Origin of the sequence: Streptomyces sp. NPDC038707, assembly GCF_040636485.1 — a bacterium.
GTDB lineage: Bacteria > Actinomycetota > Actinomycetes > Streptomycetales > Streptomycetaceae > Streptomyces.
On the sequence record NZ_JBEZUP010000003.1, the window covers coordinates 344,661 to 361,932 of the forward strand.

Genomic DNA, 17,272 nt, shown 5'->3' on the forward strand with positions numbered 1-17,272 from the left:
ACTCGCCCTCAACGACGCGCCTGATCAATTTACTTGGGCGAGATACGTGGCCGCGCGGGCGTCGAGAGCGCTGACCGCGCGGATCCCGCGCTTGCGGTAGGGCGACAGCAGGTGCCGCATGTCGACGACCGTCTGCCGGGCCCGGCCGGAGTAGATGCCGTCTTCCATCGCGTCCAGAACACTGGTCCAGGTCGCACACGCCTCCTCGACTGCGCCTTGCGCGATCTGGGTCGCGCCCATGTACCCGAGGGTGACGGCGTGGGTACGCCGGAACGCCGCTCCGCGCGTCCGCACAGACCGCCGGAACTCTTTGACCGCACGCTGATGATCGCCAAGGTCCCGCAGCGTGCAGGCGGTTTCATGGGCCAGGGAAGCCTCGCCGAAGAAGAACGTCCGGTCCGGCTCCCGGATACCGTCGTGCGCGTTCGAGAGATCGTCCTCGGCCCGCAGCAGCGCCTGGGCGGCTTCCTGGCGGCGGTCGTTCGCGGCCAGGGTGCGGGCGTGCACCACACCGAGCAGGGCTCGCTCGCGCGGGGTGGCGGCCGCGTACCGCTGGCCGTGCACCGACGCCTGGGCGACCTGAAGGGCTTCGCGGCGGAAGCCGAGGTCGAGCGCTTGGTGCGCCATCGCCCGCAGGATGTGTCCGCTCAAGGGAGCGTCGCCGGCCCGCGCCGCCAGTTTCACCGCGGTGTTGAAGCGCTGGAGTGCCACGGCGTGTTCGCTGTTGTCGAAGGCCATCCAGCCCGATACGTAGGCTAGTTCCGCTGTGGCGGAGAACATGGCTCGCCGGCTCTGCTCGTCGGTGAACCGCCCGCGAAGGAAGTGCAGGGCCTCATGACGCAGGTACTCGTCGACCGCCCGCCGCCCGTGGCCACCACCGCGCCGCTGGTCCATGCGCGAGAACGCGAGAGTCAGCTCCCGAACGGTCTCGACGTCTCCCTGACCGACACGTCTACCCCCGGCTCCCGCGTCCGCCGGCGGTCGGGACATCGCCTCCCACCACGTCTCGTCGGGGAGGACCAATGCCGCGGCGGAGTAGACCCCGTTCCTCAGCAGCCGACGCCGGTCCGTGTCCAATCCGCTCCTCAAATCCTTCAGCGCGGTCAAAGGGTCGACGTGCCAGTCCAGTGCTCCGTGCGCCGGTGAGGTGGAGGCCGCTAACCCGGCCTCCTGGGCCGTGATTTCACGCTTCAGACGACGGGACAGCGCCTCGCACAAGATAGCGGGCGCGATGCCAGACGGGCGCGCTCCTCCCACCCACATGCTCACGTGCGAGCGCCCGATCCTGGAGTTCTCCCGTACCTCGCCGTTCAGCGTCTCGGCGGCGACACGGTTGTACGCGGTGGCCGTCTGCGCCCGTGTCCAGCCGGCTTCCAGCAAGAGCGCGGCTAACCGCTCGTTCCTCTCGCGCGCCATCCTGCGCCCCCAGCGTTGAAAGCGATCTCCGACCAGGTCGTCCGGCCCGCTCCAGCAGCGGCAAGGCGGAACCAGATACGTGTCCACCGTAGATGCGGGCCTGCCGTTGGGTATGCGTAAGACCGCGGAACGTCACTCAGTGGTGGCTTCGGATGGGCAGGGCCGACACGTGGCGGCTCGCCGCGCAGCACCGGGTTACGGACCCCTCCGCCCATCGCGTCCGCGACGACATCGGCACTTTCCCCCTGATCCCATGCCGGTTTCCGGTGGGGACCGTCCGCAGGACCCCCGTGGACGATCTTTGACCACGTTGACCATCCCCGACCTCTTGGCCCCATGCCGGGCTCCCGGGTTAAGCGGTTCGCTCTTGTAGAGCCAGCTACTCGAACGAGCGGAGCACCCGCATGCACCTCTCTACTGGCGAACACGGCGCCCAGTCTCCGGCCGAGTTCCAGGTCGCCATGCCCCCGTCTCCGACATGCGCCGGCCAGGCAAGGCGTATCGCCGATGCGTTGATGCGGAAGTGGGCCGTCCCCTCACTCCTGACCGGCGACGTCCGGCTCGTCGTGTCCGAACTGGTCACCAACGCCTTCCTGCACACCGGCACCGACATGATCACCTTGTCCATGGCGGTCCAGGACGACGTCCTCCGGATCGACGTGCGTCACCAAGTGACCAGGCACCGGCCCATTCTCCGCAGGCCCCGCGATGACGACGAGCACGGCCGTGGCCTGCTGCTCGTGAAGGCGATCGCGGACAACCGACAGGGGACCTGGGGAGTCAGCTGCGACGGCACCACCACCTGGTTTGAGCTGAGTGTGGCGGTGATCCGATGACGCACGCCGCTCTACGGGACCAGGCCGGATACCGCTCACCCCTGCCGGTACGGGAACAGGACCCCACCATCCCCGCTGCCCCTGCCGAACCATCGCTCGGTGTGCAGGGCTACCAGCAGGTACTGGAAAAGATGCGTGGCTGGGCCCCGGTGGACTGGGACTCCGTGTTCGACGGCCTCGACACGATCTTCGGCGACGAGGTCAGCCATCACGCCGTCGGCGCTCTCAGACCGAGGCAGTTCGGCGGAACGGCGTCTGGTCACGAGGACCCTGCCGAACTCGCACAGCGCTTCCGCGCGGCAATCACCCAGCTCGTGCACCGGGGCCGACGAGACGAGGTCGAACGAAAGCATCCGGACGTCACCGGGTTGATCGAACGGGCTCGCGCACTGCAATCGGAACGGTTGCCCGCTGACCCGCGGCAGGCACTGGGGTTCCTCCGGCGGCTGGGCGAGGTCACGCTCCAACTGGCCGATCGCCTGGAGAAGGCCAGCAGCGTAACCGGGTTGGTCGAGACGACACGGCTGATCGAATGATGACCACGACCACGCCGGTGCCTCGCCAGCAGGCTGGCAGTCTTCGCGCTTCCGACGCCGTACGACTACGAGCACTACTGGGACCGCGAGCCCTGGGATCTGGACGGCGTCGTGGCCGTCACCGCAGACAACAGGGACTTGGTTACGCCCCGGCGGACACCTTCAGCCATCACCGCCAGCCGGAAGACGCGGCGACAGCGCGGCTGTGGGTCCCGGAGCAGGAAGCGGGACCCACACTCCAACCACCTCAGCAGATCGGAAACTGGACATGACGCAAGAGATCGTGCATACCGTCACTGTCACCGGTGACCACGTCCGCCGTGGTGACGTGATCAGTGTGGGCGGCATCCCTCACGCTGTGGCCGACGTACGCGAGGTCGGCGGACAGCGCAAGCTGCTTCAATTCGAGGACGGCAACGCTTACGTCCTGTCCCGGGCGTTGATCATCGAGGTCACCCGCGTTTACGTGCCCCGCCGCGCCACCACGCCGGCGCAGCACAGGCGTCCTACTCCCGGCACGGTTGGGGCTTCGGTCCAACCTGCCCAGAGGCGTACTTCGTGGGGGAACTTGCGGGGGGACTGAACGCCCGGGCTGGCCATGGCGAGTTAGGGCCAGCCGGGCGTACAACGTCCGAACGCGACGCTGTTCAACAACCAGTCGACTGTTGGACGGTGTCACCGCAGCAGGGTGTGGAGCAGACCTACCACAGCCAAACCCACGAGAAGCGCGACTCCGACGGCAGGGTGCAGGAAGGCGATGTACGTACCGGTGGCGCCGGCCAGCAGCAGTACAGCGGTACGGGTGTCCAGACCGTTCATGACGAACTCCAAGGGCGGTGAGACACGGTCCATCCGTGTCAGGCCGCACCTTGCGACACACGAGGCTTAGCTCCGCAACTCTCGCGAAATTCCGCATCCAGGCGCGGCACACGACCAGTTCGGAGGGCGTGCCGTCCGGACAGGTCCGGGTTGGGCCCGGATAGTTTTGCCTATGGCGCCGATCAGCTGTCGGTTCCGTGCCAACGGCCTTCAGCGGGCACAGCACGTACACGACCGCCCCGCCGCCACAGCACTGGCAACGTTCGTCACCGCCGTGCACCTACCCACAGTCGGCCAGCGGATCGTGTTCCCTCACGCCAGCGCCGAGGTGACCTCGCCGCCGCCGAAGCAAAGCGCGCCGTGGAAGTCGTCCGTGGACAGCAGGTCACGCGCGTCGGTCTCGAAGCACTGTGATGCAGGCATCCGGCAAGTGAGTAGGGCAAGCCCTCGAACCGCCGCTGGGGAACCACATCTGGTCAACGTTCCGGAACTCCGGCCCCCGGGGGTGAGGAGTGCGAGCAGGTCGGCACGACCAGGTCCTACGGGTGCACGCGCTTCCACCGGCCGACCGTGACCAGCAGCAGTCTCACGTTCACGGGCCCTCCAACCCAGCACGGAACAGCCGGCTCACCGTCGGAATCACCCGTCCGAAAATCGGCCATTGCCGCCCAACTGGCGTGTGCAGCTGAGCAGTCGGCGGCCCCCGGTTGTCAGTGCCGGCCGCTACCGTCGATTGCTGTGCCGAGGAGTACCCGGCCCCGTCTGGGGGTGCACCTGCCCCCTCTCACTGCCGAGGACCGCCCGTGACCTACGTACGCCCCCACTACCGCCGCGACGGCACCTTCGTCAAAGGCCACAATCGCCGCACCAAGCCGCGCACCGCACAGCCCGGTGCAACTGCCCGACACACAACCGCGCAGCCCCGCCCGGTACCCGCTGCCGCGCCGACAACCTACGTCCACCCGTACTACCGCTCCGACGGGACCCGCGTGCGCGGGCACCATCGGTCCATCCACCCACGCACCGTCGCCGTGGCGGCGGGCACCGGAGGCGGAGGTCTGGTGCTGCTCCTGGTACTGCTGGCCCTGGCCGGCGGGCCGGGAACCACTACGAAGGCACCGGCCAGCACGACACCCTCGCAATCGGCATCGGCTCCAACCACTCACCGCCGATAGGTATCGCGCCGTTCGACAAGCGCTCGCCCCGTCTGACGGGCTCCACGCGGCGAGCGCACATCCGGGGCCTTGGACAGGCCGGCTCGGCGACCCCGACGCCGCCGCCCTCGGCCACCAGGCCCTTCGACTCGGCCAAGGCCCTCACCACCTTCCTCACCCACCGCTATCCCCGCCAGGCAGCCGTCGCGGGCCTGCGCGAACGGCTCGCAAGCGCCGACGCGGCCGTCCGCCCGGCCCTGCCCACAACACCGTCCGGAACGTGAAGGAGGACCGATGGCCGAGCACACGCTGAACATCCGCAAACCCTCCTTCGGCCTGATCGCCGACGGAGCGAAGACCATCGAGGTACGCGTCGGCTACCCCAAGATCAGTAAGACCACCGCCGGAGACACCCTACGGATCAGCAGCGGCGACGACACTCTCACCACCCGCGTCACCCAGGTCAGCGAGCACGAGTCCTTCCAGGCCATGCTCGACGCCGAGGACCCGGCCGCGATCGGCGGCCCGGACATGACCCACGACCAACTCGTCGTCGCGATCCGCTACATCTAACCGCCCGAGAAGGAAGCCCTCGGTGTCTTCGCCCTCCATCTCGCCCAGACCGGCGGCTGAGCATGGCCGTTCCCACGCGGGCATCGTGCTTCCCACCGCCAGGACCCGCTACAAACCCGTTGGGCAGGCTCCACGCCGCGACTCGACGCCCGTCACGGCACTGTGCGCCGATGATCCAGTTGGGGGCATCGCCGGCGGCGTGTCATCGCCGGGTGGGCTCCGGCGTGTGGGAGGCGAGGGCCCAGATCACGAACACGTTGATGGCCATGACGATGATCGACCACAACGGCTGGTACGGCAGGAACAGGAACTGCGCGATCAGGCTCAGCGACGCCAGCGCGATGCCGACGGCGCGGGCCCAGGAGGCCCGGGAGAGGATGCCCCAGCCCGTGACGGCGGCGATGACGCCGAGGATCAGCAGGATCCAGCCCCAGCCGGTGAGGTTGATCTTGTAGACGTAGTCGCCGATGCGGGCGTAGACGTCGTCCCTGGCGATCGCGGAGATGCCCTGCAGGATCGCCAGGATGCCGTTGACGAGCAGCAGGACGCCGGCGAAGGTGGCGCCGCCGGTGGCCAAGGCGCTGTGCCGGGTAGGGGGCGGGACGTAACCGCCGGACGGTTCGCCCGGGTGAGGCTGTGCGGTCATGGTCGCACTCCGTTCTCCCGTGGCGGGCGGCGCTCAGGCTGCCCGCCTCACGTGCTTCGACCTTCAGCTCCCCAGCGGCTCGCGGCCATGAGGGCTGAGCCATTCGGGTGAGGTGGGCTCGTGCGGGCAGGCAGCCGTTGGGGGATCTACGAATCCCGGTGACCGTGCCGTGGAAGGTGGCGGCGCGCAGGACGAACCGGTCGGCATGCAGCGTCCAGGGGGTGCGCGCGGGACGCGCCGGTGGTCGGTCGAGCGGTGCGGCGGAGCGCCTGGGCGGGGGTGTCGTGGTTGCTCGCGGGGTGTCCCGGGGCCCCCGGATGGTGGGCGTGGGTGTCGCTGCGGGGCCGGAGGTCGTGGGCGTGGAGCTGGTGGAGTGGTGTGGGGTGGTGCCGGGAGACGGCATAACGAGCTGGGGTGTCGGTGCGGTGCGTGCGGGGGTCGGTGACGTGTTCTCGTCTGCCGTGGGGCTCGCTGTGGCACTGGGAGCTGGGGATGGGCTCGTCGTCCAGGGGATGGGGAAGTGCAGGGCCAAGGGGAGGGTGGCGGCGGCCAGTGCGCAGAGGGCGGGTTGAGACGTGCGGGGACGTGGTCGCGTCCCGGTGAGAGGCGTGGAGTGGTCAGTCGCCACGTTGGCTGTCTCCGGTGGGGAGGGGAGCGGCCCGGGCGGCGGTCGGTGCCCGATGGTGGTGGTTCGGCGGGGTCGGGCGGTGTCCAGGAGCAAGCCAGGCAGCCGCCGACCAGGCCGGCGGTCAGGCCGAGGGAGAGACCGCCGAAGTTCGCGACGGGAAAGGAGATGAGAGCGAGCAGGAGGGTGGCGAGCCCGGCGAACACCCGCTGGTGGGGGCGGAACCAGAGGGCGAGGCCCAGGGCGATGAGCAGGACGCCGGTGATCAGGGATCCGCTGCCGGAGGTGGTGGCGAGGGCCAGGGGCACCCCGTCCATGTCCAGGTTCGCGTAAGGCCAGTACAGGATGGGCACGCCCACTGCCATGGTGAACAGTCCGGCGGGGCGTAGAAGGGGCGTTCGCCTCGTCAGGTGCCGATTCTGCGTCGGGTGTCGGCGGCTTTGCCGCGCGGCAGGAGTCGGCTGCCGGGGATGTGGTTGAGCACGTGTCGTCCTGATCAGCGGGGCGGACTACGACGGGGAGCCCGGAGAAGGCGGGGCGGGGTCCGTCAACCTTCTCGCCGGTGGTCAGCCGCAGTCGTGGTGGCTCTCTTCGATCCGTACGCGCATCCCGGGGATGTTGAACGTTCCGGCAGAGATGGCGGCCGCGGTGACGTGCACGTCGGTCAGACGGACCGAGTCGGCCTGCTGTCCGAAGCCGCTGGGGTCGAAGTCGAAGAAGCGCGAGGTCCTGTCGTCCGGGTTGATCGGACCCTTGGTGATCTCGCCCTGCGCGATGCCGATGTCGATGTCCTCGAAGTTCGCCTGTCCGGCGGCTTCGAAGGTCGCGTCGAGGAACATGTGCGACGCCTCGGCCGGGCGGTCCTGCCCATCGGTGAGTTTCAGCGTGTACGTGCCCAGTCCCGGGATGTCGATCGGTACGGACTGGCACAGATCGTCGACCGTAACGTGCCGGGCTTCGGTGACCAGCACGGGTACGTGGTCGCCGTCCTTGGAGACGTCGACCATGCCGTAGATGCTGATCCCGCGGGCGGTCAGGGTGTCGGCGGTGACCTGGAACCGCTGGCCGGAGACCAGGAACGAGGCGGCCAGCGCTCCCTGCGCCATAGCGATCCCGAGGGCCGCGCTGAGCGCGACGCTGGGGACCATGAGCACCGCGAAACGCCGCCAACGGGTCCGGCCGACGTGATGCGACATCCCGTCTCCTTGGCTTGTGGAATGCCGGGTCCTGCGGATGGCGGACGGAACCGGGCTCCCGGGTTGCGGGAACCCCGGGTTCGGTCATGTCGACGGGCTGGGTGGTGTCTGGCGGCCGGCCGCCGTCCCTCGTCTCGCCGGAGCGTGCCGCGACCCAGGAGCGTGCGTCGGCCAGGGCCTGTTCCAGGGGGTCGAAGACGGCGCCCGCCGCCGGGACGATGCCGCCCGGGCCCAGGTCACGGTCGACTCCGGTCATGCGCAGGATGCGTTCGAGGCCCGGTGTGACGCCCGCGAGGATCAGCCGGCCGCCCTGCCGGTCGAGTTCCCGGGCGTGGCGGCGGATGACCTTGGCCATGGTGGCGGAGGGTACGTCCGGTGCTCCGCGCACCACGAGGATCAGGACGGCGCCGTGGGCCGTTCCCGGTGATCGACTCTGGGCCGTCCCTGGGCCGTGCGAGGGCGCCCGAAGCCGACCGACGGCGACCGGCAGTGACAGGCGAGACGCAGCGCGCCACAGTGAAACCCCAGGTCAGAGTCCCCCAGCCCGGCGGGTTTCCCCGTAGGGGTGGCGGTACGGCAAGATGGGGTGTATCTGCCCACTGCCAGATTTCAAGCTGCCGGACGGTTTCTCTTGGCTGAGTTCATTTACACCATGCGCAAGGCGCGCAAGGCGCACGGCGACAAGGTGATCCTCGATGACGTCACCCTGAACTTCCTCCCCGGGGCGAAGATCGGCGTCGTCGGCCCGAACGGTGCCGGTAAGTCGACCGTGCTGAAGATCATGGCGGGGCTGGAGCAGCCGTCCAACGGTGACGCCTTCCTCTCGCCCGGCTACAGCGTCGGCATCCTGCTCCAGGAGCCCCCGCTGAACGAGGAGAAGACCGTCCTGGAGAACGTCCAGGAGGGTGTCGCCGAGATCAAGGGCAAGCTCGACCGGTTCAACGAGATCGCCGAGCTGATGGCGACCGACTACTCCGACGCGCTGCTCGACGAGATGGGCAAGCTCCAGGAGGAGCTGGACCACGCGAACGCCTGGGACCTCGACGCCCAGCTGGAGCAGGCCATGGACGCGCTCGGGTGCCCCCCGGGCGACTGGCCCGTGGTCAACCTCTCCGGTGGTGAGAAGCGCCGCGTCGCGCTCTGCAAGCTGCTGCTGGAGCAGCCCGACCTGCTGCTCCTGGACGAGCCCACCAACCACCTCGACGCCGAGTCGGTGAACTGGCTGGAGCAGCACCTGGCCAAGTACCCGGGCACCGTCGTCGCCATCACCCACGACCGGTACTTCCTGGACAACGTGGCCGAGTGGATCCTGGAGCTGGACCGCGGGCGCGCGTACCCGTACCAGGGCAACTACTCCACCTACCTGGAGACCAAGGCCTCCCGTCTGAAGGTCGAGGGCCAGAAGGACGCCAAGCGGCAGAAGCGGCTCAAGGAAGAGCTCGAGTGGGTGCGGTCGAACGCCAAGGGGCGGCAGGCCAAGTCCAAGGCGCGTCTGGCCCGCTACGAGGAGATGGCCGCCGAGGCCGAGAAGATGCGGAAGCTGGACTTCGAGGAGATCCAGATCCCGCCGGGCCCGCGCCTGGGCAACGTCGTGGTCGAGGTCAACGACCTGCACAAGGCCTTCGGCGACAAGGTGCTGGTCGACGGGCTGTCCTTCACGCTGCCGCGCAACGGCATCGTGGGTGTCATCGGCCCGAACGGCGCCGGCAAGACCACCCTGTTCAAGATGATCCAGGGCCTGGAGACGCCGGACACCGGTGACATCAAGGTCGGCGAGACCGTCAAGATCTCGTACGTCGACCAGACCCGCGCCAACATCGACCCGAAGAAGACGCTGTGGGAGGTCGTCTCCGACGGGCTCGACTACATCAACGTCGGCCAGGTCGAGATGCCGAGCCGGGCGTACGTGTCGGCCTTCGGCTTCAAGGGCCCGGACCAGCAGAAGCCGGCCGGCGTCCTGTCCGGCGGTGAGCGCAACCGGCTCAACCTGGCGCTGACCCTGAAGCAGGGCGGCAACCTGCTCCTCCTCGACGAGCCCACCAACGACCTCGACGTGGAGACGCTCTCCAGCCTGGAGAACGCCCTGCTGGACTTCCCCGGCTGCGCCGTCGTCGTCTCCCACGACCGCTGGTTCCTCGACCGCGTCGCGACGCACATCCTCGCCTACGAGGGTGAGTCGAAGTGGTTCTGGTTCGAGGGCAACTTCGAGTCGTACGAGAAGAACAAGATCGAGCGGCTGGGTCCGGACGCCGCGCGTCCGCACCGGGCCACCTACAAGAAGCTGACCCGGGGCTGATCGGTCTTGCGTCACATCTACCGCTGCCCGCTGCGCTGGGCGGACATGGACGCGTACGGCCACGTCAACAACGTCGAGTTCCTCCGCTATCTGGAGGAGGCCCGGATCGACTTCCTGTTCCGCCCGGACAAGGATTTCCGGCAGGGGTCCGTGGTGGCGCGGCACGAGATCGACTACAAGCGGCAGCTCGTCCACCGGCACGAGCCGGTGACCATCGAGATGTGGGTCACCGAGATCAGGGCCGCCTCCTTCACCCTCGCCTACGAGGTGAAGGACGGCGATCTCGTCTACGTCCGGGCGTCGACGGTCATCGTCCCGTTCGACTTCGCCGCCCAGCGTCCGCGGCGGATCACGGCGGAGGAGCGTGACTTCCTCGAGGAGTACACGGACGCCGCCGAGGGCGCCGCGGAGGCCGAGGGGGAGGCCGTCGCCGCATGACGGTGCTGCACCTGGCCGACGAGACGGAGGCGGCGGACCTCGCCGCCTTCCTCTCCCGGCTGCTCCACTACGACCGTGGGGCCGCGGTGCGCCTCCAGGCGGCCGGCACGGCACTCGCCGTCTTCGGCCGGCCGCCGTCCTTCGAGGTGCTGGCCGTCCGCGCGGTGCGGCTGGCCAAGCCGTACGAGGACGGGCTCGACGCCACCCTCGACGTGACCGTCTCGGCCGGCGAGCTGCTGGAGTCCGTGGACGAGCGGGCGGCCACCGCGGCCGTCCCGGGCGCGGTCACCGGTCCGCCGTGGGCCGGACTGCTGCCGCCGCGCGCCGGCTGGCGGCCCGTACCGGGGCTGCCCGCGCCGGACGCGCTGCGCGCCACGGTCGCCGCCGCGGTGGCCGAGTTCCGCTCCCGCACCGAGGAACTGGCCCCCGAGGCCCGTACCCGCGCGGAGCTGGACCGGATCGGGCGGGACATCTGGTCCCGGCGGACAGCGGACACCGGGCTGCCGGTGCGGGCCGTGCACGCGGCCCAGTCCCTGGGCTTCCTCCGGCCGGGCACCGGGCCCGGCGGCACCGGGCTGTTCTCCTCGGGATCCTGGCTCCGGCTGCGTACGCCGTACGGCTCGGTGGTCGTACGGCAGGCGGGGCCGCTCGGCTCCCTCGGGGTCAGCGTGCGCTGAGCCGCGCCCGGGCTCAGCCGGCGGTGTTCACCATCGACGCGGCGGCGTACGTCAGGTAGTTCCACAGCGTGCGTTCGTGCTCCTCGGACAGCCCGAGTTCGTCGACGGCCACCCGCATGTGCCGCAGCCAGGCGTCGTGCGCCGCCCGGTCCACGGTGAACGGGGCGTGCCGCATGCGCAGCCGGGGGTGGCCGCGGTTCTCGCTGTAGGTCGTGGGGCCGCCCCAGTACTGCATCAGGAACAGGGCCAGCCGTTCCTCGGCCGGACCCAGGTCCTCCTCCGGGTACATCGGCCGCAGGAGCGGGTCCCCGGCCACTCCCTCGTAGAAACGGTGGACGAGCCGGCGGAAGGTCTCCTCCCCGCCGACCTGCTCGTAGAAGGTCTGCTCCTGAAGCGTGCCGCGCCGAATCTCATTCACCCGTCCATCGTCTCAGACGCGGTGACCCAGGACGGAAGACTTAGGACCGCCCCGGGCGGGGGCCGTGCGCCCCTACTGTGGACGTATGGGCGTCCACGACACCGCGACCGAGGCTCTCGCCGACGCGGCGCGGGCCGAGCTGGTGCGGGAGATCGACGCCGACGGGGCCTGGTCCGGGGACCCGGTGTGGCGGGAGGCGTTCGCGGCGGTGCCCCGGCACCTGTTCGTGCCCTACTACTACGTGCCGGGGCCGCGCGGCTACGAACGCCGCTGGGGCGAGAGCCCCGAACCGGCGGCCCGGGAGCGCTGGGTGCGCGGCGCCTACGCGGACGTGCCGCTGGCCACCCGGCTGCGCGACGGCGAGCTGGTCTCCTCCAGCAGCCAGCCCTCCCTGATGGCCCGGATGCTGGTCGCCCTGCGCGTCGAGGACGGCGACCGGGTGCTGGAGGTGGGCGCCGGCACCGGCTACAACGCGGCCCTGCTCGCCCACCGGCTCGGCGCCGACGGGCTGGTGACCACCGTCGACCTGGAACCGGAGATCACCGAGTCGGCCCGGCGGCACCTGGCGGCGGCCGGTTTCCACCCGGCCGTGGTCACCGGTGACGGGGCGCGCGGAGTGCCCGAACGCGCCCCCTACGACCGGATCATCGCCACCTGCGAGCTGTGCACGGTGCCGCGCGCCTGGCTCGCCCAGTGCCGCCCCGGCGCCCGCGTCCTGACCCCGCTCGGCACCGGACTGCTCGCCCTGACCGTGCGGGACGCGGAGCGCGCCGAGGGCCGCTTCCTGCCCGGGGCCGTCTTCTTCGTGCCGCTGCGCGGACAGGGCAGGGCGGAACCCGGGAGCGTCAGCCTGGCCGGACTGCCCGCCCGGGCCCGTGCGCAGGAGCCGTTCCGCTTCCTGCTCGCGCTCACCCGGGGCGCGCTCGACGCCCGGGAGGCCTACGCGCTGTGGGAGCGCGAGGGCGAGCCGGGCCACGGCCGCTACGGCGTCACGGTCCGCGGCGAGCACGCCTGGGTCTGGCTGGACGACCCGGAGGGGCCGTACGCCTGGCCGCTGCCCTGAGTGCGGTCAGCCCCGGCGGACGGTGATCGTCGTCCAGGCGCCCACGTGCACCCGGTCGCCGTCCTGGAGCGGGACCGGCACGAACGGCTGGATCGGCTCCTCGGACATGTTGACGGTGGTGCCGTTGGTCGAGTTCTGGTCGACGACCGCCCAGCTGCCGTCCGGCTGCTGCACCAGCATGGCGTGCTGGTGCGAGACGCCCGGGTCCTCCGGCGGCACCGACAGGTCGATGTCCGGGGTGTCGCCGGTGGAGTGCCGGCGGCGCCCGATGGTCACCTGGTTGCCGGTGAGCGTGCGCTGCTGCTCGGGGGAGTACGCGGGCAGGTTCAGACCCGCGGCCTCGGGGCCGGAACGCTGCATCATCGCCATGAAGTACTCGCGGTCCGGGCCGATGGTCGCGGTCCAGGTGCCCGACTGGGGCGCCTGGCGCTGCTGCGGGGGCCGGGGCGCCTGAGGCGGCTGCGGTGCCTGCGGCGGCTGCGAGCCGTGAGGTGCCTGCGGCGCGTGCGGCGCGTGCGGTGCCTGCGGGAAGCCGCCGGGGCCGCCCGGAGCTCCGGGGGCTCCGCCGGGACCGCCCGGGCCGGGCGGAGCCTGGGTGGCACCGGGGTGCGGGTAGCCGTAGCCGCCGCCCTGGCCGCCAGGGTCCTGGCCCGGGCCGCCGGAGGACGGCGGGGAGATCACCCAGTCGTCCTCACCGGCCGGGGGCCGCCGGTTCGCGCGCGGGAACGCGGGCGGGGCGGGCGGAGCCGAGGCCCCGGCCTGCTGAAACGCCTGCGGGGCACCGCCGGGACCGCCCGGACCGGCGGGCGGCGTCGGGCCCGGCGGGGGCGGAACCGGACGTGAGGGATCACCGCCGAAGCCGGACGGGCCGCCGGGACGGGAGGGGCCGCCGGGGCCCTGCCCCGGACCGCCGCCGAACCCGGAACCGGGACCCTGACCCGGGCCGCCGCCGAAGCCGGACGGACCGGAGGGGCCGCCGGAACCGGGACCCTGGCCCTGCCCGGGACCCTGGCCCTGCCCGGGACCCTGACCCTGTCCGGGACCGCCGCCGAAGCCGGACGGCGGCCCCGCCGGACGACCGGCACCGGGACCACCAGCACCGGGACCACCAGCCCCGGGCCCACTGGTCCCAGGACCGCCGGGCCCACCGGGCGCCTGCCCCGGGAACCCGCCCGGACCAGAGCCCTGCCCCGGGAATCCGCCCGGACCGGACGCGCCACCGGCACCGGGACCACCGGCACCGGGACCACCAGCCGCGGGACCACCGGCACCGGGACCACCGGCTCCCGGGCCGGCCTGACCCGGGCCGCCGGGGCCCTGGCCGAAGCCCTGCGGGGGCGCCGGCGGGCGGCGGTTGTCGGGGACGAACGGGGTCGGGCCCGACGGTTCGCTGCCGAAGGACGGGATCGGCTCGGCGGGCCGGTTCACCCGCGAGGGACGCGAGCCCTGGTACTCGTACCCGTCACCGCCGCCGTAGGTCGAGCTCGGCGGCTGGAACCGGGGCTGCGGCGGGCGCGGGGCCGCCGGGGTGTAGGAGGTCGCCGTGTTGGTCAGGAAGTTCCACCGGCACTCCTCGCAGAAGGGCGCGCCGCCCTCGCGGGGCGTGCGGCACTGCGGGCACAGCTCCGGTTCGGGGCCGGCCCCGGCGGGACCGGGCCGGCCGGGGGCACCCGCGGGCGGGGGGAAGCCGTAACCGCCCGCGTTCGGGGGCGGCGGCGGGGGCGGAGGTACGGCACCGGCCATGCGGTGACCGCAGACCTCGCACCAGTCGTCGGAACCCGACTGGTGTCCGTTCGGGCAGGTCGGCATGTCGGTGCTTCCCCTTCTCCTACGCTCTGGAGGGTCACTTCTTCACACGGACGGTCTTGGTGGACCGGGTCTCCAGAGTCATCTCGTCGGCCTCCGTGACCCTCGTCTTCAACCGCACAGTACCTGTCGCGGCGTCGACCACGTCCACCACCTTCGCAAGCAGTTTCGCAGTATCCGCGTTCCCCGAGGCGTTCGCGAGCTGAACGGCCCGGCCCAGTTTGGCGGTTGCTCCATCGAAATCGCCCGCTTTGCGCAGGTCGATCCCTTGCTGGATGGCTTGCGCCAGTTCGGCCTGCCCGGTGTAGTGGGCGACTTGGGGGCTCATGGCGGTGGAGGCGGCCAGGTCGTCGGTCCACACGGCCCGTACGAGGCCCTGGGCGCCGAGGTTCTGTGCCGTTCCGTCCGGTTGTGGGACGACGAGGGAGACCCGTGCCGCCAGCATCTCCTGGCCCAGCCCGGCCGGCGGGACCGTCACGCACAGGTGGTAGTCACGGGACTCGTCGCCCCAGGAACCGGTGGGGTAGTCCCCGGCGCGCGGCCCGGCCTCGGTGCGCCGGCCCGTCAAGTCCTCGACGGAGGGCGCTACTTGCTTGACGAACCGCAGGGCCGCCCCGGCCGGCGTCCACACCCGCAGGGCGACGTCGGCGACCTCCTTGCCCATCGCCGTCTCCATCATCCGCGTGAAGTCGGCGGCGAGACGGCCCGGATCGGCGACGATGTCGGCGGTGCCGAGCAGTGCCGAGGCGATGCCTGTGACTTCTTTCACGTCCCAGTCCGTGCCCACGCCCCGCGCGTCGCAGGTGAACCGGCCCGCGCAGGCGTCCAGGGTGGCCCGCAGGTCCTCGGGCGACTCGTGTTCGTTGCGGCCGTCGGTGAGCAGGATGCCGTGCCGGAGGGTGACGTCCGCCGCGGACAGCAGCCGGTCGGCGAGCCGCAGCCAGGTGCCGATGGCCGTGCCGCCGCCCGCGCTCAGCCGGCGCAGCGCCTGCCTGGCCTGCCCGCGGGTGGTGGCGTCGGCGACCGCGAGCCGCCCGCCGCCCGGGTAGACCTCCTGCGCGACATGGGTGCCGGCGATCACCGCGAAGCGGGTGCCGTCGCGCAGGGTGTCGATCGCGGCGGCCGTGGCGTCCCGGGCGCCCCGCATCTTCGCGGGCGGGTAGTCCATGGAGCCCGAGCAGTCGACCATGACCGCCACCGCGGCGGAAGGCGGTGCCGCCGGACGCGCCGGTGCCGGGACGGCGTCGCCGACGGTGCCGCCGCCGGCCGCGGTCACCGTCACTATGGCGTCGACCTCGCCGCCGCCCTCGGGCAGGTACTCGTTCTGGTAGACGTCCACCGAGAACCGCGGCACGTTCGACTTCGCGAAGTTGGCCATGCTGTGTCGCATCCCCCTCGAATGCCCCGCCGGCGCGTGGCGCCGGCCGCGGACGGACCGGTCCCCTCCGGTCCGCCCCCGCTTCCCCGTGCCGTGGTCCTGCCGGATACGGCCCTCAGGCCGATCCTGCCCCCTGCGCGGGCGCCGGGAACGGCAGCAGCGCCACTGTTACGTTGTCGTGGCCCCCGCCGTCCAGGGCGTGCCCGACCAGCACCCGGGCGCCGTGCAGCGGGCGGGCCGCCGCGTCCGGCGGGACCACCTCGGACATCTCCCGGGCCGTCTCGGCGTAGTTCCACAGTCCGTCGGTGCACACCACCACCGTGCCGGGCCGGTCCGGCCGGAAGCAGGCGGTGTGCGGCTCCAGTTCGTAGGCGTCCGCGCCGAGCCAGCCGGTGATCGCGTGGGCCCGTTCGTCGGCGTACGCCTCGGCCTCGCTCATCAGTCCGGCGGCCACCATCTGCGCGGCCCAGGAGTCGTCCTCGGTGAGCCGGGCGGGCGGCGCGGTGCGGTCGGTGGGCACCCAGTAGACCCGGCTGTCGCCGACCCAGCCGACGACCAGCAGCCCGGAGGTGACCACCGCGCCGACGATCGTGCAGGCCGGCGCGTTCTGGTGCGGGGCGTGCTCGCGGGCCGTGGCGGGCTCGTCGGCGAGCGCGTTGACGGCGTGCGCGGCGGCGACGATCGCCTCGTGCATCGCCGTCTGCGGATGGGCGCCGTGCTCCAGCGCGGCCAGCAGGGAGTCGCCGGCCGCCCGGGAGGCGGCCTGGGAGGCGGCGTCGGGGCGGGTCGCGGAGGACACGCCGTCACAGACGATCGCCAGTGCCGCCGGGGTGCCGTCGGGCAGCGTGGTGTGGCCGACGGCGAAGGCGTCCTCGTTGCGGTGGTGGCGCAGACCGCGGTCGCTGACGGCCGCGACCGGGCCCGTCTCCCGCTCCAGGTGGTCGCGTTCGCGGGGCTGGGCGTGCCCGCAGTTCTCGCAGTAGCCGTCGTCGTCCACCCGGCCCGTGCGGCAGGCCACGCACCGCCGCGCCGGGGCGGCGGGGGCGGCGGCCGGGGCGGTCAGCCGCGGGTCCGGTGCCTGCAACGGGTACTCCTCGGGCTCCGCCGGGCGGTCGAACCGCACCCCGGAACCGGCCCACTGCCCGTCCTCGGGCGCCTGTCCGTGCGGCGCGCCGCCGTCCGCGCCGCTGCCCGGCGGGTCCTGCGCGGGCGGGGGCGCGGGGTTGACGGGCCCGGCGGCACCGGTCATGGGGAGCGTCGGATGGTCCTGCGGCGGCGCGGGCACCACCGACAGGTCGTATCCGCACGCTCCGCAGAACAGGTCACCCGGCTCCACCGGTTCCGCGCAGCTCGGGCACTTCGGCAGTGCGGCCTGCCGGGGCATCTGCGACATCG

At 71.7% G+C, this 17,272-nt stretch carries 17 protein-coding genes; 7 read left to right on the plus strand and 10 right to left on the minus strand.

Annotated features, from left to right (window positions below):
* Nucleotides 1–24: 24 nt before the first annotated feature.
* The gene (locus AB0E62_RS06475; protein WP_362189182.1) at nt 25–1,416 is read right to left on the minus strand and encodes a Tat pathway signal protein; all 1,392 of its coding nucleotides are present in this window, start codon (nt 1,414–1,416) and stop codon (nt 25–27) included.
* Nucleotides 1,417–1,877: 461 nt separating this feature from the next.
* Here AB0E62_RS06475 and AB0E62_RS06480 point away from each other — a divergent pair, with 461 nt between their 5' ends.
* Together AB0E62_RS06480 and AB0E62_RS06485 are read left to right on the plus strand one after the other, a co-directional pair.
* The gene (locus AB0E62_RS06480; protein ID WP_362189185.1) at nt 1,878–2,252 is read left to right on the plus strand and encodes an ATP-binding protein; all 375 of its coding nucleotides are present in this window, start codon (nt 1,878–1,880) and stop codon (nt 2,250–2,252) included.
* 101 nt (nt 2,253–2,353) lie between these two features.
* Entirely contained in the window at nt 2,354–2,788 is a 435-nt protein-coding gene (locus AB0E62_RS06485; protein ID WP_362188949.1) for a DUF6415 family natural product biosynthesis protein, read from the plus strand.
* 247 nt (nt 2,789–3,035) lie between these two features.
* Here AB0E62_RS06485 and AB0E62_RS06490 read toward each other — a convergent pair whose 3' ends face one another.
* Nucleotides 3,036–3,287: a hypothetical protein gene (locus AB0E62_RS06490; protein WP_362188952.1), complete on the minus strand. Its 252-nt coding sequence runs from the start codon at nt 3,285–3,287 to the stop codon at nt 3,036–3,038.
* 176 nt (nt 3,288–3,463) lie between these two features.
* Entirely contained in the window at nt 3,464–3,640 is a 177-nt protein-coding gene (locus tag AB0E62_RS06495; protein WP_362189199.1) for a hypothetical protein, read from the minus strand.
* Between the two features lie 1,415 nt (nt 3,641–5,055).
* Here AB0E62_RS06495 and AB0E62_RS06500 point away from each other — a divergent pair.
* A complete protein-coding gene (locus AB0E62_RS06500) occupies nt 5,056–5,334 on the plus strand; it encodes an ASCH domain-containing protein (protein WP_362188955.1) in 279 nt (92 codons plus the stop codon).
* Between the two features lie 202 nt (nt 5,335–5,536).
* Here the strand turns inward: AB0E62_RS06500 and AB0E62_RS06505 are convergent, their stop codons facing one another.
* The 3 genes from AB0E62_RS06505 to AB0E62_RS06515 all read right to left on the minus strand — a co-directional run bounded on the left by AB0E62_RS06505 (nt 5,537) and on the right by AB0E62_RS06515 (nt 7,801).
* Nucleotides 5,537–5,980, minus strand: coding sequence for a hypothetical protein (locus tag AB0E62_RS06505; RefSeq protein ID WP_362188958.1), 444 nt, complete (start codon nt 5,978–5,980; stop codon nt 5,537–5,539).
* 63 nt (nt 5,981–6,043) lie between these two features.
* The gene (locus tag AB0E62_RS06510; RefSeq protein WP_362188961.1) at nt 6,044–6,970 is read right to left on the minus strand and encodes a DUF6114 domain-containing protein; all 927 of its coding nucleotides are present in this window, start codon (nt 6,968–6,970) and stop codon (nt 6,044–6,046) included.
* Nucleotides 6,971–7,171: 201 nt separating this feature from the next.
* Complete coding sequence (locus AB0E62_RS06515; RefSeq protein WP_362188964.1) at nt 7,172–7,801, minus strand: DUF6230 family protein; 630 nt, start codon at nt 7,799–7,801, stop codon at nt 7,172–7,174.
* Between the two features lie 631 nt (nt 7,802–8,432).
* On the opposite strand from AB0E62_RS06515, the gene ettA reads away from it, so the two are divergent.
* The 3 genes from ettA to AB0E62_RS06530 are packed head-to-tail and all read left to right on the plus strand — an operon-like array spanning nt 8,433 to nt 11,212.
* Nucleotides 8,433–10,097 (plus strand): energy-dependent translational throttle protein EttA, encoded by a 1,665-nt coding sequence (ettA, locus tag AB0E62_RS06520; protein ID WP_362188967.1) that lies wholly within the window; start codon nt 8,433–8,435, stop codon nt 10,095–10,097.
* A 6-nt stretch (nt 10,098–10,103) separates the two neighbouring features.
* On the plus strand, nt 10,104–10,535 hold the full coding sequence (locus AB0E62_RS06525; protein WP_362188970.1) for a thioesterase family protein: 432 nt from the start codon (nt 10,104–10,106) through the stop codon (nt 10,533–10,535).
* Entirely contained in the window at nt 10,532–11,212 is a 681-nt protein-coding gene (locus AB0E62_RS06530; protein WP_362188973.1) for a hypothetical protein, read from the plus strand. Before AB0E62_RS06525 ends, AB0E62_RS06530 begins: the two co-directional genes overlap by 4 nt.
* Before the next feature lie 13 nt (nt 11,213–11,225).
* Here the strand turns inward: AB0E62_RS06530 and AB0E62_RS06535 are convergent, their stop codons facing one another.
* Entirely contained in the window at nt 11,226–11,630 is a 405-nt protein-coding gene (locus AB0E62_RS06535) for a globin (RefSeq protein WP_362188976.1), read from the minus strand.
* 85 nt (nt 11,631–11,715) lie between these two features.
* On the opposite strand from AB0E62_RS06535, the gene AB0E62_RS06540 reads away from it, so the two are divergent.
* Nucleotides 11,716–12,693: a methyltransferase domain-containing protein gene (locus AB0E62_RS06540; RefSeq protein ID WP_362188979.1), complete on the plus strand. Its 978-nt coding sequence runs from the start codon at nt 11,716–11,718 to the stop codon at nt 12,691–12,693.
* 6 nt (nt 12,694–12,699) lie between these two features.
* On the opposite strand, the gene AB0E62_RS06545 is transcribed toward AB0E62_RS06540, so the two are convergent.
* The 3 genes from AB0E62_RS06545 to AB0E62_RS06555 form a co-directional block, all read right to left on the minus strand.
* Complete coding sequence (locus AB0E62_RS06545) at nt 12,700–14,502, minus strand: FHA domain-containing protein (protein ID WP_362188982.1); 1,803 nt, start codon at nt 14,500–14,502, stop codon at nt 12,700–12,702.
* 34 nt (nt 14,503–14,536) lie between these two features.
* Nucleotides 14,537–15,877 carry a VWA domain-containing protein gene (locus tag AB0E62_RS06550; RefSeq protein ID WP_362188985.1) on the minus strand — a complete coding sequence of 447 codons (1,341 nt, stop codon included), beginning with the start codon at nt 15,875–15,877 and terminating at the stop codon, nt 14,537–14,539.
* Nucleotides 15,878–15,992: 115 nt separating this feature from the next.
* The gene (locus tag AB0E62_RS06555; protein WP_362188988.1) at nt 15,993–17,270 is read right to left on the minus strand and encodes a protein phosphatase 2C domain-containing protein; all 1,278 of its coding nucleotides are present in this window, start codon (nt 17,268–17,270) and stop codon (nt 15,993–15,995) included.
* Nucleotides 17,271–17,272 lie beyond the last annotated feature (2 nt).

Coding starts and splice junctions, on each gene's coding strand:
- AB0E62_RS06475 (WP_362189182.1), bottom strand. CDS start 1,416: ATGGCGCGCGAGAGGAACGAGCGGTTAGCCGCGCTCTTGCTGGAAGCC.
- AB0E62_RS06480 (WP_362189185.1), top strand. CDS start 1,878: ATGCCCCCGTCTCCGACATGCGCCGGCCAGGCAAGGCGTATCGCCGAT.
- AB0E62_RS06495 (WP_362189199.1), bottom strand. CDS start 3,640: ATGGACCGTGTCTCACCGCCCTTGGAGTTCGTCATGAACGGTCTGGAC.
- AB0E62_RS06500 (WP_362188955.1), top strand. CDS start 5,056: ATGGCCGAGCACACGCTGAACATCCGCAAACCCTCCTTCGGCCTGATC.
- AB0E62_RS06505 (WP_362188958.1), bottom strand. CDS start 5,980: ATGACCGCACAGCCTCACCCGGGCGAACCGTCCGGCGGTTACGTCCCG.
- AB0E62_RS06510 (WP_362188961.1), bottom strand. CDS start 6,970: ATGGCAGTGGGCGTGCCCATCCTGTACTGGCCTTACGCGAACCTGGAC.
- AB0E62_RS06515 (WP_362188964.1), bottom strand. CDS start 7,801: ATGTCGCATCACGTCGGCCGGACCCGTTGGCGGCGTTTCGCGGTGCTC.
- AB0E62_RS06530 (WP_362188973.1), top strand. CDS start 10,532: ATGACGGTGCTGCACCTGGCCGACGAGACGGAGGCGGCGGACCTCGCC.
- AB0E62_RS06540 (WP_362188979.1), top strand. CDS start 11,716: ATGGGCGTCCACGACACCGCGACCGAGGCTCTCGCCGACGCGGCGCGG.
- AB0E62_RS06545 (WP_362188982.1), bottom strand. CDS start 14,502: ATGCCGACCTGCCCGAACGGACACCAGTCGGGTTCCGACGACTGGTGC.
- AB0E62_RS06550 (WP_362188985.1), bottom strand. CDS start 15,877: ATGGCCAACTTCGCGAAGTCGAACGTGCCGCGGTTCTCGGTGGACGTC.
- AB0E62_RS06555 (WP_362188988.1), bottom strand. CDS start 17,270: ATGTCGCAGATGCCCCGGCAGGCCGCACTGCCGAAGTGCCCGAGCTGC.